The following is an 18,571-nucleotide window of genomic DNA, read 5'->3' on the forward strand; positions in this document are numbered from 1 at the left end:
AAATCCCCACGCCACCCCGAGGAGGAATCACTCCCTTCGGGAGGGGAGCGGTCAATGTTGCCTATCGGATCTCGCGCCAGCGCACCCGCTCTACGCGCGTAGGAGCTAGAGTGCCCAGATGACGAGCGAGACCCCCAACCTGCCCACCCCGGATCAGATCCGCCGCTCCCCGAAGGTGCTCCTGCACGACCACCTCGACGGTGGTCTGCGCCCCGGGACCATCATCGAGCTGGCTGACAAGGTCGGCTACGAGAACCTTCCCGAGACCGACGCCGCCAAGCTCGGCATCTGGTTCCGCGAAGCCGCCGACTCCGGCTCCCTCCCGCGTTATCTGGAGACGTTCGCGCACACCTGCGCGGTCATGCAGACGAAGGAGGCCCTCTTCCGGGTCGCCTCCGAGTGCGCCCAGGACCTGGCCGAGGACGGCGTCGTGTACGCCGAGATCCGCTACGCGCCCGAGCAGCACCTGGAAGCCGGCCTGACCCTCGAAGAGGTCGTCGAGGCCGTGAACGACGGGTTCCGTGAGGGCGAGCGCCTCGCGAAGGCCGACGGCAACCGCATCCGCGTCGGCGCCCTGCTCACCGCGATGCGCCACGCGGCCCGCGCGCTGGAGATCGCGGAGCTGGCCAACCGCTACCGCGACAACGGCGTCGTCGGCTTCGACATCGCCGGCGCCGAGGCCGGGTTCCCTCCCACCCGCCACCTCGACGCCTTCGAGTACCTCAAGCGCGAGAACAACCACTTCACCATCCACGCGGGCGAGGCCTTCGGCCTGCCGTCGATCTGGCAGGCCCTGCAGTGGTGCGGCGCCGACCGGCTCGGGCACGGCGTGAAGATCATCGATGACATCGAGGTCGCCGCCGACGGGTCCGTGACGCTGGGCCGCCTGGCCTCGTACGTCCGGGACAAGCGCATCCCCCTGGAGATGTGCCCGACGTCGAACCTGCAGACGGGCGCGGCGCTCTCCTACGCCGAGCACCCGATCGGCCTGCTGCGCAAGCTGCACTTCAGGCTGACCGTCAACACCGACAACCGGCTGATGAGCGGCACCAGCATGAGCCGTGAATTCGAGCACCTCGTCGATACTTTCGGCTACTCGCTCGAGGACATGCAGTGGTTCACCGTCAATGCGATGAAGTCGGCGTTCATTCCTTTCGATGAACGACTGGCCATGATCAACGACGTGATCAAGCCGGGTTATGCGGAGCTGAAGTCGGAATGGCTGTTCCGTCAGACCGCTTCCACCAGGGGTTCTGTCTCGGCATAGGCCACGGCATGACCGACTGAAGGCGTCCGGGAGGAGCAATTCCCGGACGCCTTCTCGTATTTAATGATGTTTGCGGGCCGGGGTTTGAAGTGACTAGTTTGCGGAGCCGCTCATTTCCCCGTCGCAAGGACGATCCTTCATGAAGCAGTCAGCTGCCAAGACCCTCGGTGTCGCCGCTCTCGGTGCCGCCTTCGCCGCCGTCGCCGCCGGTACCGCCTCGGCCGCCGTCCCCGCCGTCGGCCTCGGCGACGCGCTGGGCACCGTCCAGGGCCTCACCAGCCAGCAGCACGTGAGCCCGGAGGAGGGCCAGGCGGCCCCCCAGTCGAGCGACCCGGTCGGCCAGCTCACCAGCAGCCTCGGGGGCCTGCCGCTCGGCGGCCTCAGCAACCTCGGCGGCTGACCCGCACCTGTCGGGATTCGCACGTACGCACACGTGGCGCACACCCCTTCGGGCAGGTGTGCGCCACGTCGTGGCATGTGCCACGATCACAGCCAACTGCCCGCCGACGTACGGGGTATGAGGTAATTCGATCATGCGCATGAAGGCTCGGACCGTCATGGCCGCGCTGCTCCCCGCCCTGCTGTTCGCGGCAGTGGGATGCAGTAGTACGCACACCTCCGCGAGCGGCAATTCCGCGGATCCGAAGGGCTCCGCGAGCTCACCCGGCCCAGCCGCATCGGCCGGCTCCGCCGGATCCCCCGGGGCCGCGGGCACCGCGGGTGCCTCCGGCACGGCCGCGCCCAAGCGGGCCGCGAGCCGGCTGGAGCGCTCCGCCCTGGAACAGGGGGACCTGGCCGGTTACCAGATCTCCGCGAACGGCAAGAACCCCAACGCCCCCACCGGCCAGCCCCAGGCCGACCGCAAGGCGTGCCAGCCGCTCGCCGACATCATGGGCGACAAGCCCGACCCGGCCGCACGCGAAACCGTCAACCGGGGCGTCGGCTCGCAAACGGAGCTGGGCCTCGCCGTCTCGGCCTCGGTCAGCTCCTACACCGAGTCCGACGCGAAGGCGCTGATCGCCCGTCTCAAGGACGCCGTTCCCGCTTGCGCGTCGGGCTTCAACGCCACCGTCGAGAAGAAGGCCGGCAGCTACCGCGACGTCAAGGCGGTCGACTACAAGGCGGGCGGCGACGAGAGCGTCAGCTGGACCACGACCGTGTCCGCGGCGGGCGTCGCGGCCCAGGTGCACCTGGTCGTCGTGCGCCAGGGGGACACCGTCGTTCGCCTGATGGCCCTCAACGTGACGGGAAGCGGGAAGACCCCCGAAGTCCCGCACGCGGTGACCGACAAGCAGATCCAGAAGGTCCGCACGGCCGGCTGAGCACCGGACCGCCGGCTGACCGGGCCGTCAGCTGATCGGACCGCTGGCTGACCGGGCTGCCCACCCACCGGGCGGCCGGGGAACTACCAGCCGGCGGTTCCGGCGGCGCCCGTCTTGTCGTTCGGCAGGAGCACCCACAGCGCCAGGTAGATCAGGAACTGCGGGCCGGGGAGCAGGCACGACACCACGAAGATGAGGCGCATCGTGTTCGCGGATATTCCGAATCGGCGCGCAAGACCGGCACAGACTCCGCCGATCCATCGTCCGTCACGGGGGCGGGCAAGGGCGCTCATGGTCTCTCCTCGGTCGTTCGTCGGTAGTTCTTCGTCTTCTCGGGAGGCTTTCCCTCGATGACTCAATACTCCCGCTGAACCGCGGAGAGGACGTCGCTCCAGCGGCCGAGCCCGACCCTGGTAATTCTCGGGGTCGCCCCCTGAGAGCCCCTCTCGGGGACCACCCGAGCAGCCCCCTGAGGCCTCGCAGGAGACCCCGACGGAGCGGCCTGCGCGGAGGCCTTCGGACCGGTCTTCGCCACGCCCTTCGGGGAACGCCGCAGCCGGGCCCGCACCACCGGTACGACGGCCAGGTGCGCCATCATCACGCCGAGGGTGTTCAGCAGCACCGAATCCACGTCGACCACCTGCCCCGGGACCCCGGTCTGGAGCATCGCGACCCCGACCGAGACCAGCGCACCCGCCGCGGCGGTCCGGGCCAGCGAGGACCAGGCGGCCAGCGGCGACAGCCCCACGCTCCCGCCGGCCAGCGGCAGCAGCACCCCCAGCGGGGCCAGCAGCGCCAGCCCCGCGCCGATCCGGCGGGCCGCCTCCAGGGGCCCGTAGGCGAGGTCCGCCCGGATCCCCTCCAGCGGGGTCAGATTGGCCGCGGCGGCCCAGGGGACGTTCAGGGGGCGCAGCATCAGCCAGCCGACGAGGAAGAGGTGAACGGCCAGCAGGACCCAGGAGAGAAGCCGGATCCGCAGGTGAAGAGCGGCATTGCCGCTGCCCTTGAGACGGTGCACGCCTGTGGAGACGCACCGTCCGGTCCCCGCGGTTCCGGGAAAAGGGCCGGTCAGCCCGTGGCGAGCAACACGATCAGGAGCAGCAGGCCGATCACGGCCGGCACGAGGATCTCGTAGGACCAGGCGACCTTGACGGTGCCCTGGGCGCCGGCCCGCGAGGCGCCGCGCTCGTGCAGCTCGCGCAGCTCGTCCACGTTCTGGTCGGCCGAGGCCCGCGGCGCCGCGTCGACCGGCGGCTTCGCGCCGTCGCCGGGAGCGGTCATGCTCCGGCCCATGAGCCCGCCGAGCCGGCTGGGCCGCCCGTTCTGGATGCGGTTCACCCGCTTGCGCTCCCGCAGGGAGACGGGGATCGACCACAGCTGGTACCTCGACCCCTCGGCCACCACCTCGGCCGAGAACCGGGCGCGGACGGTGTCCACGGCGCCCCAGGGCAGTTCGATGGTCCGGAAGGGGTTGCGCACGCGCATCCGGTCCGCGTTGGCGAAGACGGCCGGGCGGATGGTGAAGGCCACGATGAGCGGCGCGAGGCACAGCGCGACGGCGACGGCGATCCAGGGCGCGTTCCCGCTGCCCCGCACCACGGTGTCCCCGCAGAGCCACGCGAGCAGGGCGAGCATCGCCACTCCGGTGACGGTCGCCATGGGGGAGCGGTAGACCCGGTCGTCGTACACCGGTTCATCTGTGGGCTGCTCGCTGCTCATGCGCCCGATTCTGCCTCACGCCGTCTCAACGTACGAGATCGGCGTACATGATGATGTTGTCGGGGCGGTGGCCTGCGGTGATGTCGCCGCCGCAGGTGATCAGGCGCAGCTCGGGGCGCGCGGTGTCCCCGTAGACCTTCGCGGTGGGGAAGTTCTTCTTGTCCACCTGCTCCAGCTCGCGCACGCGGAAGACGGCGTCCGTGCCGTCCGCCCGGGTGACCGTGATCTCGTCGCCGGTGTGGACCTTGGCGACGTCCTTGAGGACGGCCGGGCCACGCGCGGTGTCGAAGTGCCCGATCAGTACGGCGGGCCCGGTCTCGCCGGGGGTGACGCCCTTGGTGTACCAGCCGATCTTGTCCCCGTCCGCCACGGAGGGCACCTCGACGGTCCCGTCGGCGGCCAGCCCGAGCCCGAGCACCGGGGAGGTGTCGACCCCCGCCGCGGGCACGCGGACCCGTACGGGCTCGGAGGCGGCCATCGGTGCGGCGGGCGCGGCGCCGGCCGCGCCGGAGGCGGTGGCGGGTGCGGGTGCGGCGGAAGTCGGGACGACATGCGCCGGAGGAGTGGCCGCGGGGGCGGCGCCGCCACAGCCGGTGAGGGTGGCGAGGGCGACCGGGGCGAGCAGCAGGGCGGCGCGGAGGATGGCGCGGGACATGGGGAACTCCTGAACGGGGACCGGCGGGCCACCGCAAGGGTGGCCCGCCGAAGGGGGAGGGAAGACGTTTCCGCTGTGCGGCCGCTACATCAGACGTTGCTGCGGCGGCGACGCAGGGCGACCGTGCCCAGCGCGGCGAAGATGGCGAGGAGGCCGGCGCCCGCCGCCAGGGTGGTGGTGTCGTCGGTGTCCGCGACCGTCGCGACGGGGATCTCGGCACCGGCCGCGACCGCACCCTGCGGAACCACGGTGGTCTGGCCCTTGGTCTGGGTGGAGACGTTCGAGGACGCGGCGGGGGTGGCGGCCGGGGTGGGCTTCGGCGCGGCGTCGTCGTGGACCTCGTACGCGGCCTTGCAGCCCTTGGGGAGCGCGGGGAAGGAGGCCTTGAAGACCGGGGAGTCGCCGCCCTGGGTCTTCCACTCCATGACGGGCGCGGCACCGCTCGCGTTCGCGATGTGGAGGTAGTACTGGGGGGTCCCCGTCGGGTTGGTGCGGGTCAGCGTCACGGTCCAGGGGTCCGACTCCGATTCGGTGTCGTGGACGAATGCCTTGGGGCCCTGGGGGGACATCGTCAGGTCGGCGTACAGGTAGTTGCCGACCTGGACCTGCTTGATCTCGGAGACGCACTTGTCGGCCGGGGTGGTGGGCTCGTCGTCCTTGACCGGGTACTCGGCCTTGCAGCCCTTGGGGAGCGCGGGGAAGGAGGCGCTCTTGGCCGGGTCGCCGGCCTGGTACTTCCACCGGAGCACCGGCGCGGCGCCGCTCGGGTTCTCGATGCGCAGGGTGTCCGCGTCCGGACCCTTGGGGTGGGTGCGGTCCAGGGTCAGCGGCGCGGGGTCCCCTTCCAGGTTGTGGACGAAGGCCTTCGGGCCCTGGGGGGACATCGTCAGGTCCGCGGACCGGTACTCGCCGAGCTTCACCGTCTTGACCGGGGAGACGCAGGACGCGGGCGTGGTGGCCTCGCCCGCCGGCAGCGGGTAGGACTTGGTGACACCGGCCGTGGTGACCGTGAGGACGGGGACCGCCGTGTCCGCCTTGGTGAGCTTGAGCTCCAGCCCGCTCACCACGGCGCTGGTGTGGGTGCGGTCCAGCTTGTCCATGACGCGGACCATGTAGACGTCGCCCGGCTTCCAGTCCGTGCCCACGTAGCGGATCCAGGCCTCCGGGCCCTCGGCCTTGTTGCGCAGCACCGCGACCAGACCCTCGCCTATGTAGACCGGCGTGCCCTCGTACCGGCCGTTGACCGAGGTCGCCGCCGCGGCGAGCGCGGTCTGCGGCGCGGTCGCCGCCGCGAAGGCGGAGGTGGCAGCCGGAGCGAGAAGGGTCCCCGCGACGGCGGCGGTGACGATGGCGGTGCGGAGGGCGAGGGCGGAACGCATAACGACTCCTGAAGCATGGTGAGGAAGGTGGAGGAGAGTCGCATGCCTCGTTGAGTCTGGTCGGTGTGTCTTCCACCGGGTCAGGTGTGGCGGGCTGCTGAAGAAGAATCTACGGACCCTCCACTGCTGGACGATCTTGTTCCTGTCTTCGCTGTGTAACAGCAAACGGGATGTCCGATTCCGAATCAATAGGGAGGAGGGGGTGACAGGCCGCTACGCGCGTAGATATGCTCATGTGGTGACCATGCCCACCACCCTCACCGCATTCGCTGACGTGACGACGTCCGACAGTGCGCTGCGCCGCTTCCTGCACGGGCTGCCCGGCGTCGACGCTGTCGGCCTGGAGGCCCGCGCGGCCTCCCTCGGCACCCGCTCGATCAAGACGACGGCCAAGGCTTACGCCATCGACCTGGCCATCTCGATGATCGACCTGACGACGCTGGAAGGCGCGGATACCCCGGGCAAGGTCCGGGCGCTCTCCGCCAAGGCCGTGCACCCCGATCCGACCGACCGCACCACGCCCACGACGGCCGCCGTCTGCGTGTACCCCGACATGGTGGCCACCGCGAAGGCCGCCCTGAACGGCGCCGACGTCAAGGTCGCCTCCGTGGCCACCGCCTTCCCGGCCGGTCGCGCCGCCCTGCCCGTCAAGCTCGCCGACACGGCCGACGCCGTGGCCGCCGGCGCCGACGAGATCGACATGGTCATCGACCGTGGCGCCTTCCTCGCCGGCCGCTACCTCGACACCTACGAGCTGATCCGCTCGGTCAAGGAGGCCTGCGTCCGCCCCGACGGCAGCGCGGCCCGCCTCAAGGTGATCTTCGAGACCGGCGAACTGTCCACGTACGACAACATCCGCCGCGCCTCCTGGATCGGCATGATGGCCGGGGCCGACTTCATCAAGACGTCCACCGGCAAGGTCGGCGTCAACGCGACCCCCGCGAACACGCTCCTCATGCTCGAAGCCGTCCGCGACTTCAAGGCGCAGACCGGCATCCAGATCGGCGTCAAGCCCGCCGGCGGCATCCGGACCACCAAGGACGCGCTCAAGTTCCTGGTCCTGGTCAACGAGACCGTCGGCGACGACTGGCTGAGCAACCACTGGTTCCGCTTCGGAGCCTCCAGCCTGCTCAACGACCTGCTGATGCAGCGCCAGAAGCTGAGCACCGGCCGTTACTCCGGTCCCGACTACGTGACGGTGGACTGATCACCATGGCATCCCTCTTCGAGTACGCACCGGCTCCCGAGTCCCGGTCGGTCGTCGACATCGCCCCCTCCTACGGGCTGTTCATCGACGGCGAGTTCACCGACGCGGCGGACGGCAAGGTCTTCAAGACCGTCTCCCCCTCCTCCGAGGAGGTCCTCGCCGAGGTCGCGCAGGCCGGCGCCGCCGATGTGGACCGCGCCGTGAAGGCCGCCCGCAAGGCCTTCGAGAAGTGGTCGGCGCTGCCCGGCTCCGAGCGCGCCAAGTACCTCTTCCGCATCGCGCGGATCATCCAGGAGCGCAGCCGCGAGCTGGCCGTCCTGGAGACCCTCGACAACGGCAAGCCGATCCGGGAGACCCGCGACGCGGACCTGCCGCTCGTCGCCGCGCACTTCTTCTACTACGCGGGCTGGGCCGACAAGCTCGACCACGCGGGGTACGGGGCCAACCCCCGCCCCCTCGGCGTGGCCGGCCAGGTCATCCCCTGGAACTTCCCCCTCCTCATGCTCGCGTGGAAGATCGCCCCGGCGCTCGCCACCGGCAACACGGTCGTGCTCAAGCCCGCCGAGACCACGCCCCTGTCGGCGCTGTTCTTCGCGGACATCTGCCGCCAGGCGGGCCTGCCCAAGGGCGTCGTCAACATCCTCACCGGTTACGGAGACGCGGGCGCGGCCCTCGTCGAGCACCCGGACGTGAACAAGGTCGCCTTCACCGGCTCCACCGCCGTCGGCAAGGCCATCGCGCGCCAGGTCGCCGGTACGGACAAGAAGGTCACCCTGGAACTGGGCGGCAAGGGCGCCAACATCGTCTTCGACGACGCCCCCATCGACCAGGCCGTCGAGGGCATCGTCACCGGCATCTTCTTCAACCAGGGCCAGGTCTGCTGCGCGGGCTCGCGCCTCCTGGTCCAGGAGTCGATCCAGGACGAGCTGCTCGACTCGCTCAAGCGCCGCCTGTCCACGCTGCGCCTGGGCGACCCGCTCGACAAGAACACCGACATCGGCGCGATCAACTCCGCCGCGCAGCTCGCCCGGATCACCGCGCTCGTGGAGACCGGCGAGGCCGAGGGTGCCGAGCGCTGGTCCCCGGCGTGCGAGCTGCCGTCCGCCGGCTATTGGTTCGCCCCGACGCTCTTCACGAACGTCACCCAGGCGCACACCGTCGCCCGCGACGAGATCTTCGGCCCGGTGCTGTCCGTGCTGAGCTTCCGTACGCCCGACGAGGCCGTCGCCAAGGCCAACAACAGCCAGTACGGCCTGTCCGCCGGCATCTGGACGGAGAAGGGCTCGCGCATCCTCGCGGTCGCGAACAAGCTCCGCGCGGGTGTGGTGTGGGCCAACACGTTCAACAAGTTCGACCCGACCTCGCCCTTCGGCGGCTACAAGGAATCGGGCTTCGGGCGCGAAGGCGGCCGCCACGGCCTGGAGGGCTACCTCGATGTCTGATCAGCACCAGAACCGTCTGAGCGTCTTCAAGACCTACAAGCTGTACGTCGGGGGCAAGTTCCCGCGATCCGAGAGCGGCCGGGTGTACGAGGTGACCGACTCGAAGGGCAAGTGGCTGGCCAACGCCCCGCTGTCCTCCCGCAAGGACGGCCGCGACGCGGTCGTCGCCGCCCGCAAGGCCTTCGGCGGCTGGTCGGGCGCGACCGCGTACAACCGCGGCCAGATCCTCTACCGCGTCGCCGAGATGCTGGAGGGCCGCCGGGAGCAGTTCGTCCGCGAGGTCGGCGAGGCCGAGGGGCTGTCGAAGTCCAAGGCCGCGGCGGTCGTGGACGCGGCCGTCGACCGCTGGGTCTGGTACGCGGGCTGGACCGACAAGATCGGCCAGATCGTGGGCGGGGCCAACCCGGTCGCGGGCCCGTTCTTCAACCTCTCGACCCCCGAGCCGACCGGTGTCGTCACGGTCGTCGCCCCGCAGGAGTCCTCCTTCCTCGGGCTGGTCTCCGTGATCGCCCCGGTGATCGCCACCGGCAACACGGTCGTCGTCATCGCCTCCGAGAAGGCCCCGCTCCCGGCGCTCTCCCTCGGCGAGGTGCTGGCCACCTCCGACCTGCCCGGCGGAGTGGTCAACATCCTGTCCGGCAAGGCCGCCGAGATCGCCCCGCACCTGGCGTCCCACCAGGACGTCAACGCGATCGACCTGGCGGGCGCCGACTCCGCGCTCGCCAAGGAGCTGGAGATCGCGGCGGCGGACAACCTCAAGCGCGTTCTGCGTCCACAGCCTGTGGACGACTGGATCGCGGACCCGGGAACGGCGCGCATGACGGCCTTCCTGGAGACCAAGACCGTCTGGCACCCGACCGGGTCGCTAGGCGCGGGCGGATCCTCGTACTAGACCCGCCCCCGAAACCGGCCCCGGTAGCGACCCCCGCGCTGCCGGGGCCTCTTCGTGTCCTACGGGGCTCCGGGCGCCCCTACTTCACGGCGCCCGGCAGCAGCGGGCCGAGCAGCGAGGACGCCGCCGCGGTGGGAAGCTCGCCGATCGACGAACCGCGCGTCAGGCTGCCCGTCAGCATGCCCGTGCCCACCGACGGGAAGTCCGCGACCTTCGTGGCCACCCCGTTGTCCAGCGGGTCCACACCGGTGTTGGCCAGCGGGTTCACCTTGAGGTTCGAGATCGGATCGGCCACCCCGGACAGGGCCGCGGGGACCGAGAGCTCCCCCGCCTGGGCGCCGCCGGCGGCCATCGCCAGGGCCGCACCGGCCATCGAGAGGGTCAGGCCTGCGGTGCGCAGCGCCTTGGTCTGGGGGGCTTTGGGGGCTGCGTGACGTGCCATGGATTCCCGCCTGTGGGCTCGTACGGTCTCGTAGTCGCGTGCGCACGCAGCGTAGTGGAGGTGTGATCCTGGATACCAACGGGTCTTTCGGTAGGTCCCCTGCGCGAGGTAATAGTTCACACTTGTGTTCCGTGAGCCGTACCTCTCCTTTGCCTACGCGTGTCGTCCTTCTGACCGGACCCTCGGGATCCGGCAAGTCCTCGCTGGCGGCCCGGTCCGGGCTGCCCGTGCTGCGCCTGGACGACTTCTACAAGGAGGGTGACGATCCCACCCTCCCCCTGGTCGAGGGCAGCGACGACATCGACTGGGACTCCCCGCTGTCCTGGGACGCGCAGGCGGCCGTGGCCGCGATCGCGGAACTGTGCGCGGCCGGGCGCACGGAGGTTCCCGTCTACGACATCGCCACGTCCTCGCGGACCGGGACCGAAGCCCTGGACATCTCGCGGACCCCGCTGTTCATAGCCGAGGGGATCTTCGCGGCGGACGTCGCGGTGCGGTGCCAGGAGCTGGGGCTGCTGGCGGATGCGATCTGCCTGCGGGGCCGTCCCTCCACGACCTTCCGTCGGCGCCTCGCGCGGGACCTGCGGGAGGGCCGCAAGTCCGTCCTCTTCCTGCTGCGCAGGGGCTGGCGGCTGATGCGGGCCGAGCGGGGGATCGTGGCACGGCACATCGCGCTGGGCGCGCACGCCTGCGGCCGCGACGAGGCCCTCGGGCGACTGGCCGCCGCCGCGGCGGGGCGCCACCGGGCCGCGGCCCCGGCGTAGCGGCTGCCGAGGCTGGATCACGGCATGCCAAAAGGCGGGACCAGCGGACCCCCATCCGCTTGATCCCGCCTTTTGCCCCCGTGACCCCCGTCCCACCCCCGTAGGACGGGCCCCCTGGCCCCTTGGTCTGTTGGTTCTACGCGACGAGCTTCTCGAAGGACTCCGCCTCGTCGGCGCCGAAGTTCAGGGCCTCGTCCTCGCGCATCCGCCGCAGCGAGCGCCAGATGCTGGACTTCACCGTGCCGACGCTGATGCCCAGGATCTCGGCGATCTCCGGGTCCGTGCGGCCTTCGTAGTAGCGGAGCACCAGCATCGTGCGCTGCGGCTCCGGGATGCGGGTGAGCGCCTGCCACAGCACCGCACGCAGCTCCGTACCGCCCATCGCGTCCGTGTCCGAGGCCGTCTCCGGGAGCTCCTCGGTCGGGTACTCGCTGAGCTTGCGCCGGCGCCAGGCGCTGATGTGCAGGTTGGTCATCGTGCGCCGCAGGTATCCGCCGACCGCCGCCTTGTCGCTGATGCGGTCCCAGGCGCGGTACGTGGAGAACAGTGCGGTCTGCAGCAGGTCCTCGGCCTCGTAGCGGTCGCCCGTCAGGTGGAAGGCCGTCGCGTACAGGGCGGCCCGCCGTTCCTGTACGTACGCGGTGAACTCGGCCTCGTTGGAGGAGGAGGAGCTCGGCGTGCGCTGCGCGGGGACGGAGGGGCGCTCGTAGTTCTTCGCGTCGATGGCCACCACGTGCGACGGCCGCCGGGTGGGGGCCGTTGCCGTTCGGACGGCCGTCCTGCGGTTCACATCGTGCAGCCGCGTGACAACCGCGCTGGTGGTGGTGGCGTGCAGCGTGCTCATCTCGCGCCCCCCGTCGTGGAGTCTGTCTGGTTCGTTGGTAGAAGACTGCCCGCCGGACATAACCGGGGTGTCCTTCGACTGTCACAGGCCTGTCACAGGGGCCCCCGGAGGATCGGGTGGGCAGGACGGTCGAAGTCCCGAGGGGCGATGGGACAGAATGAGCCCGTGCCTTTCCTGTTGCTCATCGAGGACGACGACGCCATCCGCACGGCCCTCGAACTCTCCCTGTCACGCCAGGGCCACCGTGTGGCCACTGCGGCGACGGGAGAAGACGGCCTCAAGCTGCTGCGCGAGCAGCGTCCGGACCTGATCGTCCTGGACGTGATGCTGCCCGGCATCGACGGCTTCGAGGTGTGCCGGTGCATCCGTCGTACCGACCAGTTGCCGATCATCCTGCTGACCGCGCGCAACGACGACATCGACGTGGTCGTCGGCCTGGAGTCGGGGGCCGACGACTACGTCGTCAAGCCCGTCCAGGGGCGGGTCCTCGACGCCCGCATCCGCGCCGTGCTGCGCCGCGGCGAGCGCGAGGCCACCGACTCGGCCGTCTTCGGCTCGCTGGTCATCGACCGCAACGCCATGACGGTCACCAAGAACGGCGAGGACCTCCAACTCACGCCGACCGAGCTGAGGCTGCTGCTGGAACTCAGCCGCCGCCCCGGCCAGGCCCTGTCCCGCCAGCAGCTGCTGCGGCTGGTCTGGGAACACGACTACCTGGGTGATTCGCGCCTCGTCGACGCGTGCGTGCAGCGGTTGCGCGCCAAGGTCGAGGAAGTGCCCTCCTCGCCCACCCTGATCCGTACGGTGCGGGGCGTCGGCTACAGACTGGACTCCCCTCAGTGATCAAAGCCCTCTTCGCGGGCCGGCGCTGGACCAGCCTGCGGCTGAGGCTCCTCATCGTGTTCGCCCTGGTCGCGCTGACGACCGCCGTCTCCGCGTCCGGGATCGCGTACTGGCTCAACCGCCAGGCCGTACTGGACCGGACCCAGGACGCCGTCCTCGGCGACTTCCGCCAGGAGATGCAGAACCGGGCCGCCGCGCTGCCCATCGATCCGACGCAGGAGGAGCTGCAGCGCACCGCCGAGATGATGGCGGGCAGCAGCCCCGGCTACAGCGTGCTGCTGGTCCACGAGCGCAAGGACCACACCACGGTGACGGGCGCGGCCGGTCCGGACGCCTTCCGGATGGCCGACGTGCCCAAGTCGCTCCAGCACGCGGTCAACGACCGGCAGAAGACGACGGCGGTCAACGACGCCGAGTACCACATGTACTGGCAGCGGACGAAGCCCAACGGCAATCCGTACCTGGTCGGCGGCACCCGGATCGTGGGCGGCGGGCCGACCGGCTACATGTACAAGTCCCTCGCCCAGGAGCGCGACGACCTCAACGCCCTGGCCTGGTCGCTGACCATCGCCACCGGCCTCGCGCTGCTCGGCTCCGCGCTGCTCGCGCAGGCAGCGGCCCGGACCGTGCTCAAGCCCGTACAGCGCCTGGGCGACGCGGCGCGGCGGCTCGGCGAGGGGGAGCTGGACCACCGCCTGGAAGTGTCGGGCACGGACGAACTCGCCGATCTGTCGCACACCTTCAACAAGACGGCGGAGGCGCTGGAGAAGAAGGTCGCCGACATGAGCGCGCGGGAGGAGTCCAGCCGGCGGTTCGTCGCGGACATGTCCCACGAGCTGCGCACGCCGCTGACGGCGCTGACGGCGGTCGCCGAGGTGCTGGAGGAGGAGGTCGAGACCCTCGATCCGATGATCGCACCGGCGGTGGCGCTGGTCGTCAGCGAGACCAGGCGCCTCAACGACCTGGTGGAGAACCTGATGGAGGTCACCCGCTTCGACGCGGGGACGGCCCGGCTGGTGCTGGACGATGTGGACGTCGCCGACATGGTGACGGCGTGCATCGACGCGCGGGCCTGGCTGGACGCGGTCGAACTCGACGCGGAGCGCGGGATCGTGGCACGCCTGGACCCCCGGCGCCTCGACGTGATCCTCGCCAACCTGATCGGCAACGCGCTCAAGCACGGCGGTTCGCCGGTACGGGTCTCCGTGCTGGTGGAGGGGGAGTGGCTGGTCATCGCGGTGCGCGACAACGGGCCCGGCATCCCGGAGGCCGTGCTGCCGCACGTGTTCGACCGTTTCTACAAGGCGAGTGCGTCCCGGCCGAAGTCGGACGGCAGCGGTCTGGGCCTGTCCATCGCGATGGAGAACGCGCACATCCACGGCGGGGACATCACTGCCGCGAACAGGGCGGAGGGCGGTGCGCTGTTCACCCTGCGGCTGCCGATGGACGTGGGGAAGGTGATCGCGCATGAAGACGAGGCGTAGTCGCATGCGCAGTTCGGAGCGCAGTTCGGAGCGAGGTCCGGAGCGCAGTCCGGCGCTCGGCGCGGTGCGCAGTTCGGCGGTCGCGGTCCTGTGCGGGCTCGCCGTCGGGGGGCTCGCGGTCGCCGGGTGCGGGATCCAGGCGAGCACCGTGCCGGTGGACGTGGGCGCGGCCCCCTCGCGGGTGTCCTGTGACACCCCCGCCAAGCCGTCGGCCGGAACGAGCACGGTCCAGGGCATCCGGGCCACGGTGGAACTGGTCTGCGGCTCCCAACTGGTCGGCGTCGAGCGGGTGGTGCCGATGCCGGAGAAGAAGTCGTCCAGGGACGCCGTGGTGCTCGTCAGCCAGGCCCTGCTGGAAGCGCTCCAGCGCGATCCGTCACCGGAGGAGCGCGACGCCGGCTTCACGACCGGGGTCCCGGCCGGGCTGACCACGGCGGATCCGCGGCCGGGCGACCCGGCGGGGACGGTCCGGCTCAGCCGCAAGCCGGAGGACCTGCCGCTGGGGGCCCTGTCGCAGATCGTGTGCACGCTCTCGGAGAGCGAAGTGGTGTCGGCGGGGCAGGGACCGGTGGTCCTGGGCGGCCCGGACTCGGATCCGCCGCGGGCGTGGTCGTGCAGCGCGGCCGTCCGCTCCCGCCCGGAAGCGGTCCCCACCCTGGGCGACGTGGTCCTCCCGACCCCGAAGGCCGGCGCTTCCTGACGCAGGCCCCGGGCCGGGCGCCCGGCCGTCCTCAGGCGGGCCGGGGGCCCGTGAGGTGGGTGGTCAGTTCCTCCACGAAGGCGGCCTGGAGGGGCGGCAGGGGCCCGGGACGGGTGGCGCAGAACCACGTGCGGGTCAGGGGTTCGGCCCCGATGCGCACCAGGGCGAGGCCGTGCGAGGACGCGTACGGCGCGGCCACCCAGTTCGGGAGGATCGCCACGCCCTGGCCGCCCGCCGCCATCTCGATGACCAGGTCGGTCACCAGGGGCATGGTGGTGATGCGGGCGGGGCGGGCGCCCCGGGGGATCGGCAGCGGTTCCGAGGGGATCCGGCTCTGGTCGTAGACGTCGTAGAGGACCAGGTCCACGCCCGTGAAGTCGCGGGCCGTCACGTGCGTGCGCGAAGCCCAGCGGTGTCCGGCGGGCACCACCGCCACCATCTCGTCCTCGAACATCCGGGTCAGCTCCACCCGGTCCATCTGCGGGTCCGTCCTGGTGACCAGGGCGACGTCGACGAGGTCAGCGAGGAGGGCCGGGACCGGCGCGTCGCCGGGAACCGTGACGATCCGCACCTCGGCGTCCGGCTCCCGCTCGCGGAAGGCGCGCAGGACGGGCGGCAGCCACGGGAAGGTGGTGCTGCACTGGGCGGCGAAGCGCACCCGGCGGTTCCTGCCGTCACGGATGTCCCGCAGGTCGCGGGTGGCCGACTCCAGTTCGCCGAGGACCTGGCGCGCGGCGACGAGCATCCTGCGGCCGGCCGGGTTCGGCACGAGGCGGCGGCCCGTGCGCTCGAAGAGCCGCATGCCCAGCCGGTCCTCCAGCCGGGTCAGGCGCTGGCTCAGGGCGGGCTGGCTCACGTAGAGCCGCGCGGCGGCGGCGGTCAGCGAGCCGGACTCGGCCATCGCCTCCAGGAGTTCGAGGTCGCGCAGATCCACATCCATAACGCTGGATTATGGCATGCTCCAAAATCGGTCGTGGCGTGATGGATTGACGGCTCGTAGGTTTCTGGTGTCAGCGAAACGCGCCGGCCGGGCAACCGGCCGGGTACGAAAGGCACTTGCATCATGTCCGCCACCACGAGCACCACGACCGGCACCCCCGTCACCCGTACCCCCGTCACCCGCACCGCCCTCGTCACCGGCTCGTCCAGCGGCATCGGCCTGGACATCGCCCGCGCCTTCCTGGAGCGCGGCGACAACGTCGTGCTGGGCGGCCGCGAGGACGGCCGCCTCGCCAAGGCCGCGGCCGCCCTCGGCCGACCGGAGCGCACGGCCCGGGTGGTGGGCGACATCGCCGACCCGGCCACCGGCGAGGCGCTCGTCCGTACCGCCCTCGACCGGTTCGGCAGCGCCGACGTCCTCGTGAACAACGCCGGGACCTTCGCGTCCAAGCCCTTCACCGAGGTCACCGAGGAGGAGCTGGACGGCTTCCTGACCCACAACCTCAAGGGCACCTACCTCACCACCCAGGCCTTCGTACGGGCGGTGCGCGGGCAGGGGCGCGGCGCCGCGGTCGTCAACATCGGCACCGTCCTCGTCGACCACGGCCTGGCCGGCTTCCCGGCCTCGGCGCCGGTGGCGAGCAAGGCGGGTGTGCACGGGCTGACCGTCAGCCTGGCGGCCGAGCTGGCGGCGGACGGCATCCGGGTCAACCTCGTGGCGCCCGGCATCGTCCGCACGCCGCTGCACGAGGGCGCCGACGTGGACGCGTACGGGGGCCTCGCGCTGCTGAACCGGGTCGGCGAGGTCGCGGAGATCTCGGAGGCGGTCCTCTACCTCGCGGACGCGGAGTTCGTCACGGGCCACGCCCTGCGCGTGGACGGCGGCCACGTCACCGGCCGCTCCTGAACGGCACGGCGACGGCGACGGTGGCCCGCAACGCAGACCGGCCCCGGACCGAGGGGTCCGGGGCCGGTCGGGGGCATCGGCGGGGCTAGATCCCCGCGGCCGCCGCGAGGTCCTTCTTGATCGCGTCGAGGACCTCCTGCCCGCGCTCGCGGGCCGGGGCCAGGTCGGAGGCCTCCGCCACCGGGACCACGACCTCCAGGTAGCACTTCAGCTTGGGCTCCGTACCGGACGGGCGGACGATCACCCGGGCCTTGTACTCGCCCTCCAGGTAGTAGCGCAGCCCGTCCGTGGGCGGGAGCGCCGCCGTGCCCTCGTTCAGGTCCTCCGCCGAGGTGACCCGCAGGCCCGCCAGCGAGAGCGGGGGCTGGGCGCGCAGCGCCGCCATCGCCGAGGCGATGACCGACAGGTCCTCCACGCGCACTGACAGTTGGTCGGTGGCGTGCAGTCCGTGCGCCATCGCCAGGTCGTCGAGGAGGTCGGTCAGGGTCCGGCCCTGCTCCTTGAGCACCGAGGCGAGCTCGGCCACGAGCAGGGCGGCCGTGATGCCGTCCTTGTCGCGGACGCCCTCGGGGTCCACGCAGTAGCCGAGCGCCTCCTCGTACCCGTAGCGCAGGCCCTCGACCCGGGAGATCCACTTGAAGCCGGTCAGGGTCTCCTCGTAGCCCACGCCCGCGGCGTCCGCGATCCGCCCGAGGAGGGAGGAGGAGACGATCGACTCGGCGAAGACACCCCGAGCGCCCTTGCTCACCAGGTGGGCGGCGAGCAGCGCGCCGACCTCGTCGCCGCGCAGCATCCGCCAGCCGGTGGCGGAGGAGTCGTCCGGGACGGCCACCGCGCAGCGGTCGGCGTCCGGGTCGTTCGCGATGACGATGTCCGGATTGACGCGGGCGGCCGTCGCGAAGGACAGGTCCATCGCGCCCGGCTCCTCCGGGTTGGGGAAGGCCACGGTCGGGAAGGCCGGGTCCGGCTCCGCCTGTTCGGCCACCAGGACCGGGGCCGGGAAGCCGGCGCGGGCGAAGGCCGCCATGACCACGTCCTTGCCGACGCCGTGCATGGCCGTGTAGACGGTCCGCACGCCCCGGGGGGAGCCGGGGGTCAGCACGGCGTCCGTACGTGCCAGGTAGGCCTCCAGGACCTCGTCGCCGAGGTCCTGCCAGCCGCCCTCGGGGCGCGGTACGTCGGCCAGTGCGTCGATCGCGTCGATCTGTGCCGCGATCTCGGCGTCGGCCGGGGAGACGATCTGCGAACCGTCGCCGAGGTAGACCTTGTAGCCGTTGTCCCGGGGAGGGTTGTGGCTCGCGGTCACCTCGACGCCGGCGACGGCGCCCAGGTGCCTTATGGCGTACGCGAGGACGGGGGTCGGCAGCGGACGCGGCAGGACGGCCGCCCGCAGGCCGGCGCCGGTCATCACGGCGGCGGTGTCGCGGGCGAAGTCGGCCGACTTGTAGCGCGCGTCGTAGCCGACGACGACCAGGCCGCCGTCGTGGCCCTGGGCCTTGAGGTAGGCCGCGAGGCCCGCCGCGGCCCGGATGACCACATTGCGGTTCATCCGCATCGGGCCCGCGCCGAGCTCGCCGCGGAGCCCGGCGGTGCCGAACTGGAGCATGCCGGAGAAGCGGTCCGCGAGCGCGGTGGTGTCACCGGCTTCGATGAGCGCGGCGAGTTCGGCCGCGGTCTCGGGGTCCGGGTCCTCGGCCAGCCAGGCCTGGGCCCGTGCGATCAGATCGTCCTGCGCGTCCTGCACGTCCTGCACTACCTCTCGTCG

Annotated in this window: 20 protein-coding genes; 11 read left to right on the forward strand and 9 right to left on the reverse strand. The window is 71.4% G+C overall.

All coding sequences use genetic code 11. The annotated features are described in order from the left end of the window. Positions 1-118: 118 nt before the first annotated feature. The 3 genes from OG490_RS23280 to OG490_RS23290 all read left to right on the forward strand — a co-directional run bounded on the left by OG490_RS23280 (position 119) and on the right by OG490_RS23290 (position 2,589). Positions 119-1,267 carry an adenosine deaminase gene (locus OG490_RS23280; RefSeq protein ID WP_330298217.1) on the forward strand — a complete coding sequence of 383 codons (1,149 nt, stop codon included), beginning with the start codon at positions 119-121 and terminating at the stop codon, positions 1,265-1,267. Between the two features lie 139 nt (positions 1,268-1,406). Next, positions 1,407-1,667: a hypothetical protein gene (locus tag OG490_RS23285; protein WP_330298218.1), complete on the forward strand. Its 261-nt coding sequence runs from the start codon at positions 1,407-1,409 to the stop codon at positions 1,665-1,667. A gap of 139 nt (positions 1,668-1,806) precedes the next feature. Then, positions 1,807-2,589 carry a hypothetical protein gene (locus OG490_RS23290; protein WP_330298219.1) on the forward strand — a complete coding sequence of 261 codons (783 nt, stop codon included), beginning with the start codon at positions 1,807-1,809 and terminating at the stop codon, positions 2,587-2,589. An 83-nt stretch (positions 2,590-2,672) separates the two neighbouring features. Here the strand turns inward: OG490_RS23290 and OG490_RS23295 are convergent, their stop codons facing one another. The 5 genes from OG490_RS23295 to OG490_RS23315 all read right to left on the reverse strand — a co-directional run bounded on the left by OG490_RS23295 (position 2,673) and on the right by OG490_RS23315 (position 6,342). Then, positions 2,673-2,882 (reverse strand): PspC domain-containing protein, encoded by a 210-nt coding sequence (locus tag OG490_RS23295; protein ID WP_330298220.1) that lies wholly within the window; start codon positions 2,880-2,882, stop codon positions 2,673-2,675. Between the two features lie 62 nt (positions 2,883-2,944). Next, a complete protein-coding gene (locus OG490_RS23300; protein WP_330298221.1) occupies positions 2,945-3,607 on the reverse strand; it encodes a VanZ family protein in 663 nt (220 codons plus the stop codon). A gap of 50 nt (positions 3,608-3,657) precedes the next feature. Then, positions 3,658-4,308 carry a PH domain-containing protein gene (locus OG490_RS23305; protein ID WP_330298222.1) on the reverse strand — a complete coding sequence of 217 codons (651 nt, stop codon included), beginning with the start codon at positions 4,306-4,308 and terminating at the stop codon, positions 3,658-3,660. 25 nt (positions 4,309-4,333) lie between these two features. Further along, on the reverse strand, positions 4,334-4,963 hold the full coding sequence (locus OG490_RS23310; protein WP_330298223.1) for a class F sortase: 630 nt from the start codon (positions 4,961-4,963) through the stop codon (positions 4,334-4,336). A gap of 89 nt (positions 4,964-5,052) precedes the next feature. Further along, the gene (locus OG490_RS23315) at positions 5,053-6,342 is read right to left on the reverse strand and encodes a hypothetical protein (protein WP_330298224.1); all 1,290 of its coding nucleotides are present in this window, start codon (positions 6,340-6,342) and stop codon (positions 5,053-5,055) included. A gap of 244 nt (positions 6,343-6,586) precedes the next feature. Here OG490_RS23315 and deoC point away from each other — a divergent pair, with 244 nt between their 5' ends. The 3 genes from deoC to OG490_RS23330 are packed head-to-tail and all read left to right on the forward strand — an operon-like array spanning position 6,587 to position 9,883. Then, complete coding sequence (gene deoC / locus OG490_RS23320) at positions 6,587-7,549, forward strand: deoxyribose-phosphate aldolase (protein ID WP_330301021.1); 963 nt, start codon at positions 6,587-6,589, stop codon at positions 7,547-7,549. Positions 7,550-7,554: 5 nt separating this feature from the next. Beyond that, positions 7,555-8,991 (forward strand): aldehyde dehydrogenase family protein, encoded by a 1,437-nt coding sequence (locus OG490_RS23325; RefSeq protein WP_330298225.1) that lies wholly within the window; start codon positions 7,555-7,557, stop codon positions 8,989-8,991. Next, positions 8,984-9,883 carry an aldehyde dehydrogenase family protein gene (locus tag OG490_RS23330; RefSeq protein ID WP_330298226.1) on the forward strand — a complete coding sequence of 300 codons (900 nt, stop codon included), beginning with the start codon at positions 8,984-8,986 and terminating at the stop codon, positions 9,881-9,883. Before OG490_RS23325 ends, OG490_RS23330 begins: the two co-directional genes overlap by 8 nt. 79 nt (positions 9,884-9,962) lie before the next feature. Here the strand turns inward: OG490_RS23330 and OG490_RS23335 are convergent, their stop codons facing one another. Then, positions 9,963-10,325, reverse strand: coding sequence for a hypothetical protein (locus OG490_RS23335; protein WP_330298227.1), 363 nt, complete (start codon positions 10,323-10,325; stop codon positions 9,963-9,965). A 65-nt stretch (positions 10,326-10,390) separates the two neighbouring features. Here OG490_RS23335 and OG490_RS23340 point away from each other — a divergent pair, with 65 nt between their 5' ends. After that, a complete protein-coding gene (locus OG490_RS23340) occupies positions 10,391-11,089 on the forward strand; it encodes a uridine kinase family protein (protein WP_330301022.1) in 699 nt (232 codons plus the stop codon). A gap of 136 nt (positions 11,090-11,225) precedes the next feature. Here OG490_RS23340 and OG490_RS23345 read toward each other — a convergent pair whose 3' ends face one another. Continuing rightward, on the reverse strand, positions 11,226-11,933 hold the full coding sequence (locus OG490_RS23345; RefSeq protein ID WP_330298228.1) for a SigE family RNA polymerase sigma factor: 708 nt from the start codon (positions 11,931-11,933) through the stop codon (positions 11,226-11,228). 165 nt (positions 11,934-12,098) lie between these two features. Between OG490_RS23345 and afsQ1 the strand changes: the two genes are divergently transcribed. From afsQ1 to OG490_RS23360, 3 genes are read left to right on the forward strand one after another with little or no spacing between them, the layout of a single operon-like run. After that, positions 12,099-12,776 (forward strand): two-component system response regulator AfsQ1, encoded by a 678-nt coding sequence (afsQ1, locus tag OG490_RS23350; protein WP_330298229.1) that lies wholly within the window; start codon positions 12,099-12,101, stop codon positions 12,774-12,776. Then, positions 12,773-14,260, forward strand: a complete 1,488-nt coding sequence (locus tag OG490_RS23355; RefSeq protein WP_330298230.1) for a HAMP domain-containing sensor histidine kinase — start codon at positions 12,773-12,775, stop codon at positions 14,258-14,260. Before afsQ1 ends, OG490_RS23355 begins: the two co-directional genes overlap by 4 nt. 4 nt (positions 14,261-14,264) lie before the next feature. After that, a complete protein-coding gene (locus OG490_RS23360) occupies positions 14,265-14,960 on the forward strand; it encodes a hypothetical protein (protein ID WP_330298231.1) in 696 nt (231 codons plus the stop codon). A gap of 31 nt (positions 14,961-14,991) precedes the next feature. Here OG490_RS23360 and OG490_RS23365 read toward each other — a convergent pair whose 3' ends face one another. Beyond that, positions 14,992-15,900: a LysR family transcriptional regulator gene (locus tag OG490_RS23365; protein WP_330298232.1), complete on the reverse strand. Its 909-nt coding sequence runs from the start codon at positions 15,898-15,900 to the stop codon at positions 14,992-14,994. 123 nt (positions 15,901-16,023) lie between these two features. On the opposite strand from OG490_RS23365, the gene OG490_RS23370 reads away from it, so the two are divergent. Then, positions 16,024-16,806 carry an SDR family NAD(P)-dependent oxidoreductase gene (locus OG490_RS23370; protein ID WP_330298233.1) on the forward strand — a complete coding sequence of 261 codons (783 nt, stop codon included), beginning with the start codon at positions 16,024-16,026 and terminating at the stop codon, positions 16,804-16,806. Positions 16,807-16,891: 85 nt separating this feature from the next. Here OG490_RS23370 and OG490_RS23375 read toward each other — a convergent pair whose 3' ends face one another. Further along, positions 16,892-18,550 carry a phospho-sugar mutase gene (locus OG490_RS23375; protein WP_330301023.1) on the reverse strand — a complete coding sequence of 553 codons (1,659 nt, stop codon included), beginning with the start codon at positions 18,548-18,550 and terminating at the stop codon, positions 16,892-16,894. Between the last annotated feature and the right edge of the window lie 21 nt (positions 18,551-18,571).

Source organism: Streptomyces sp. NBC_00503, from assembly GCF_036346895.1.
GTDB lineage: Bacteria > Actinomycetota > Actinomycetes > Streptomycetales > Streptomycetaceae > Streptomyces.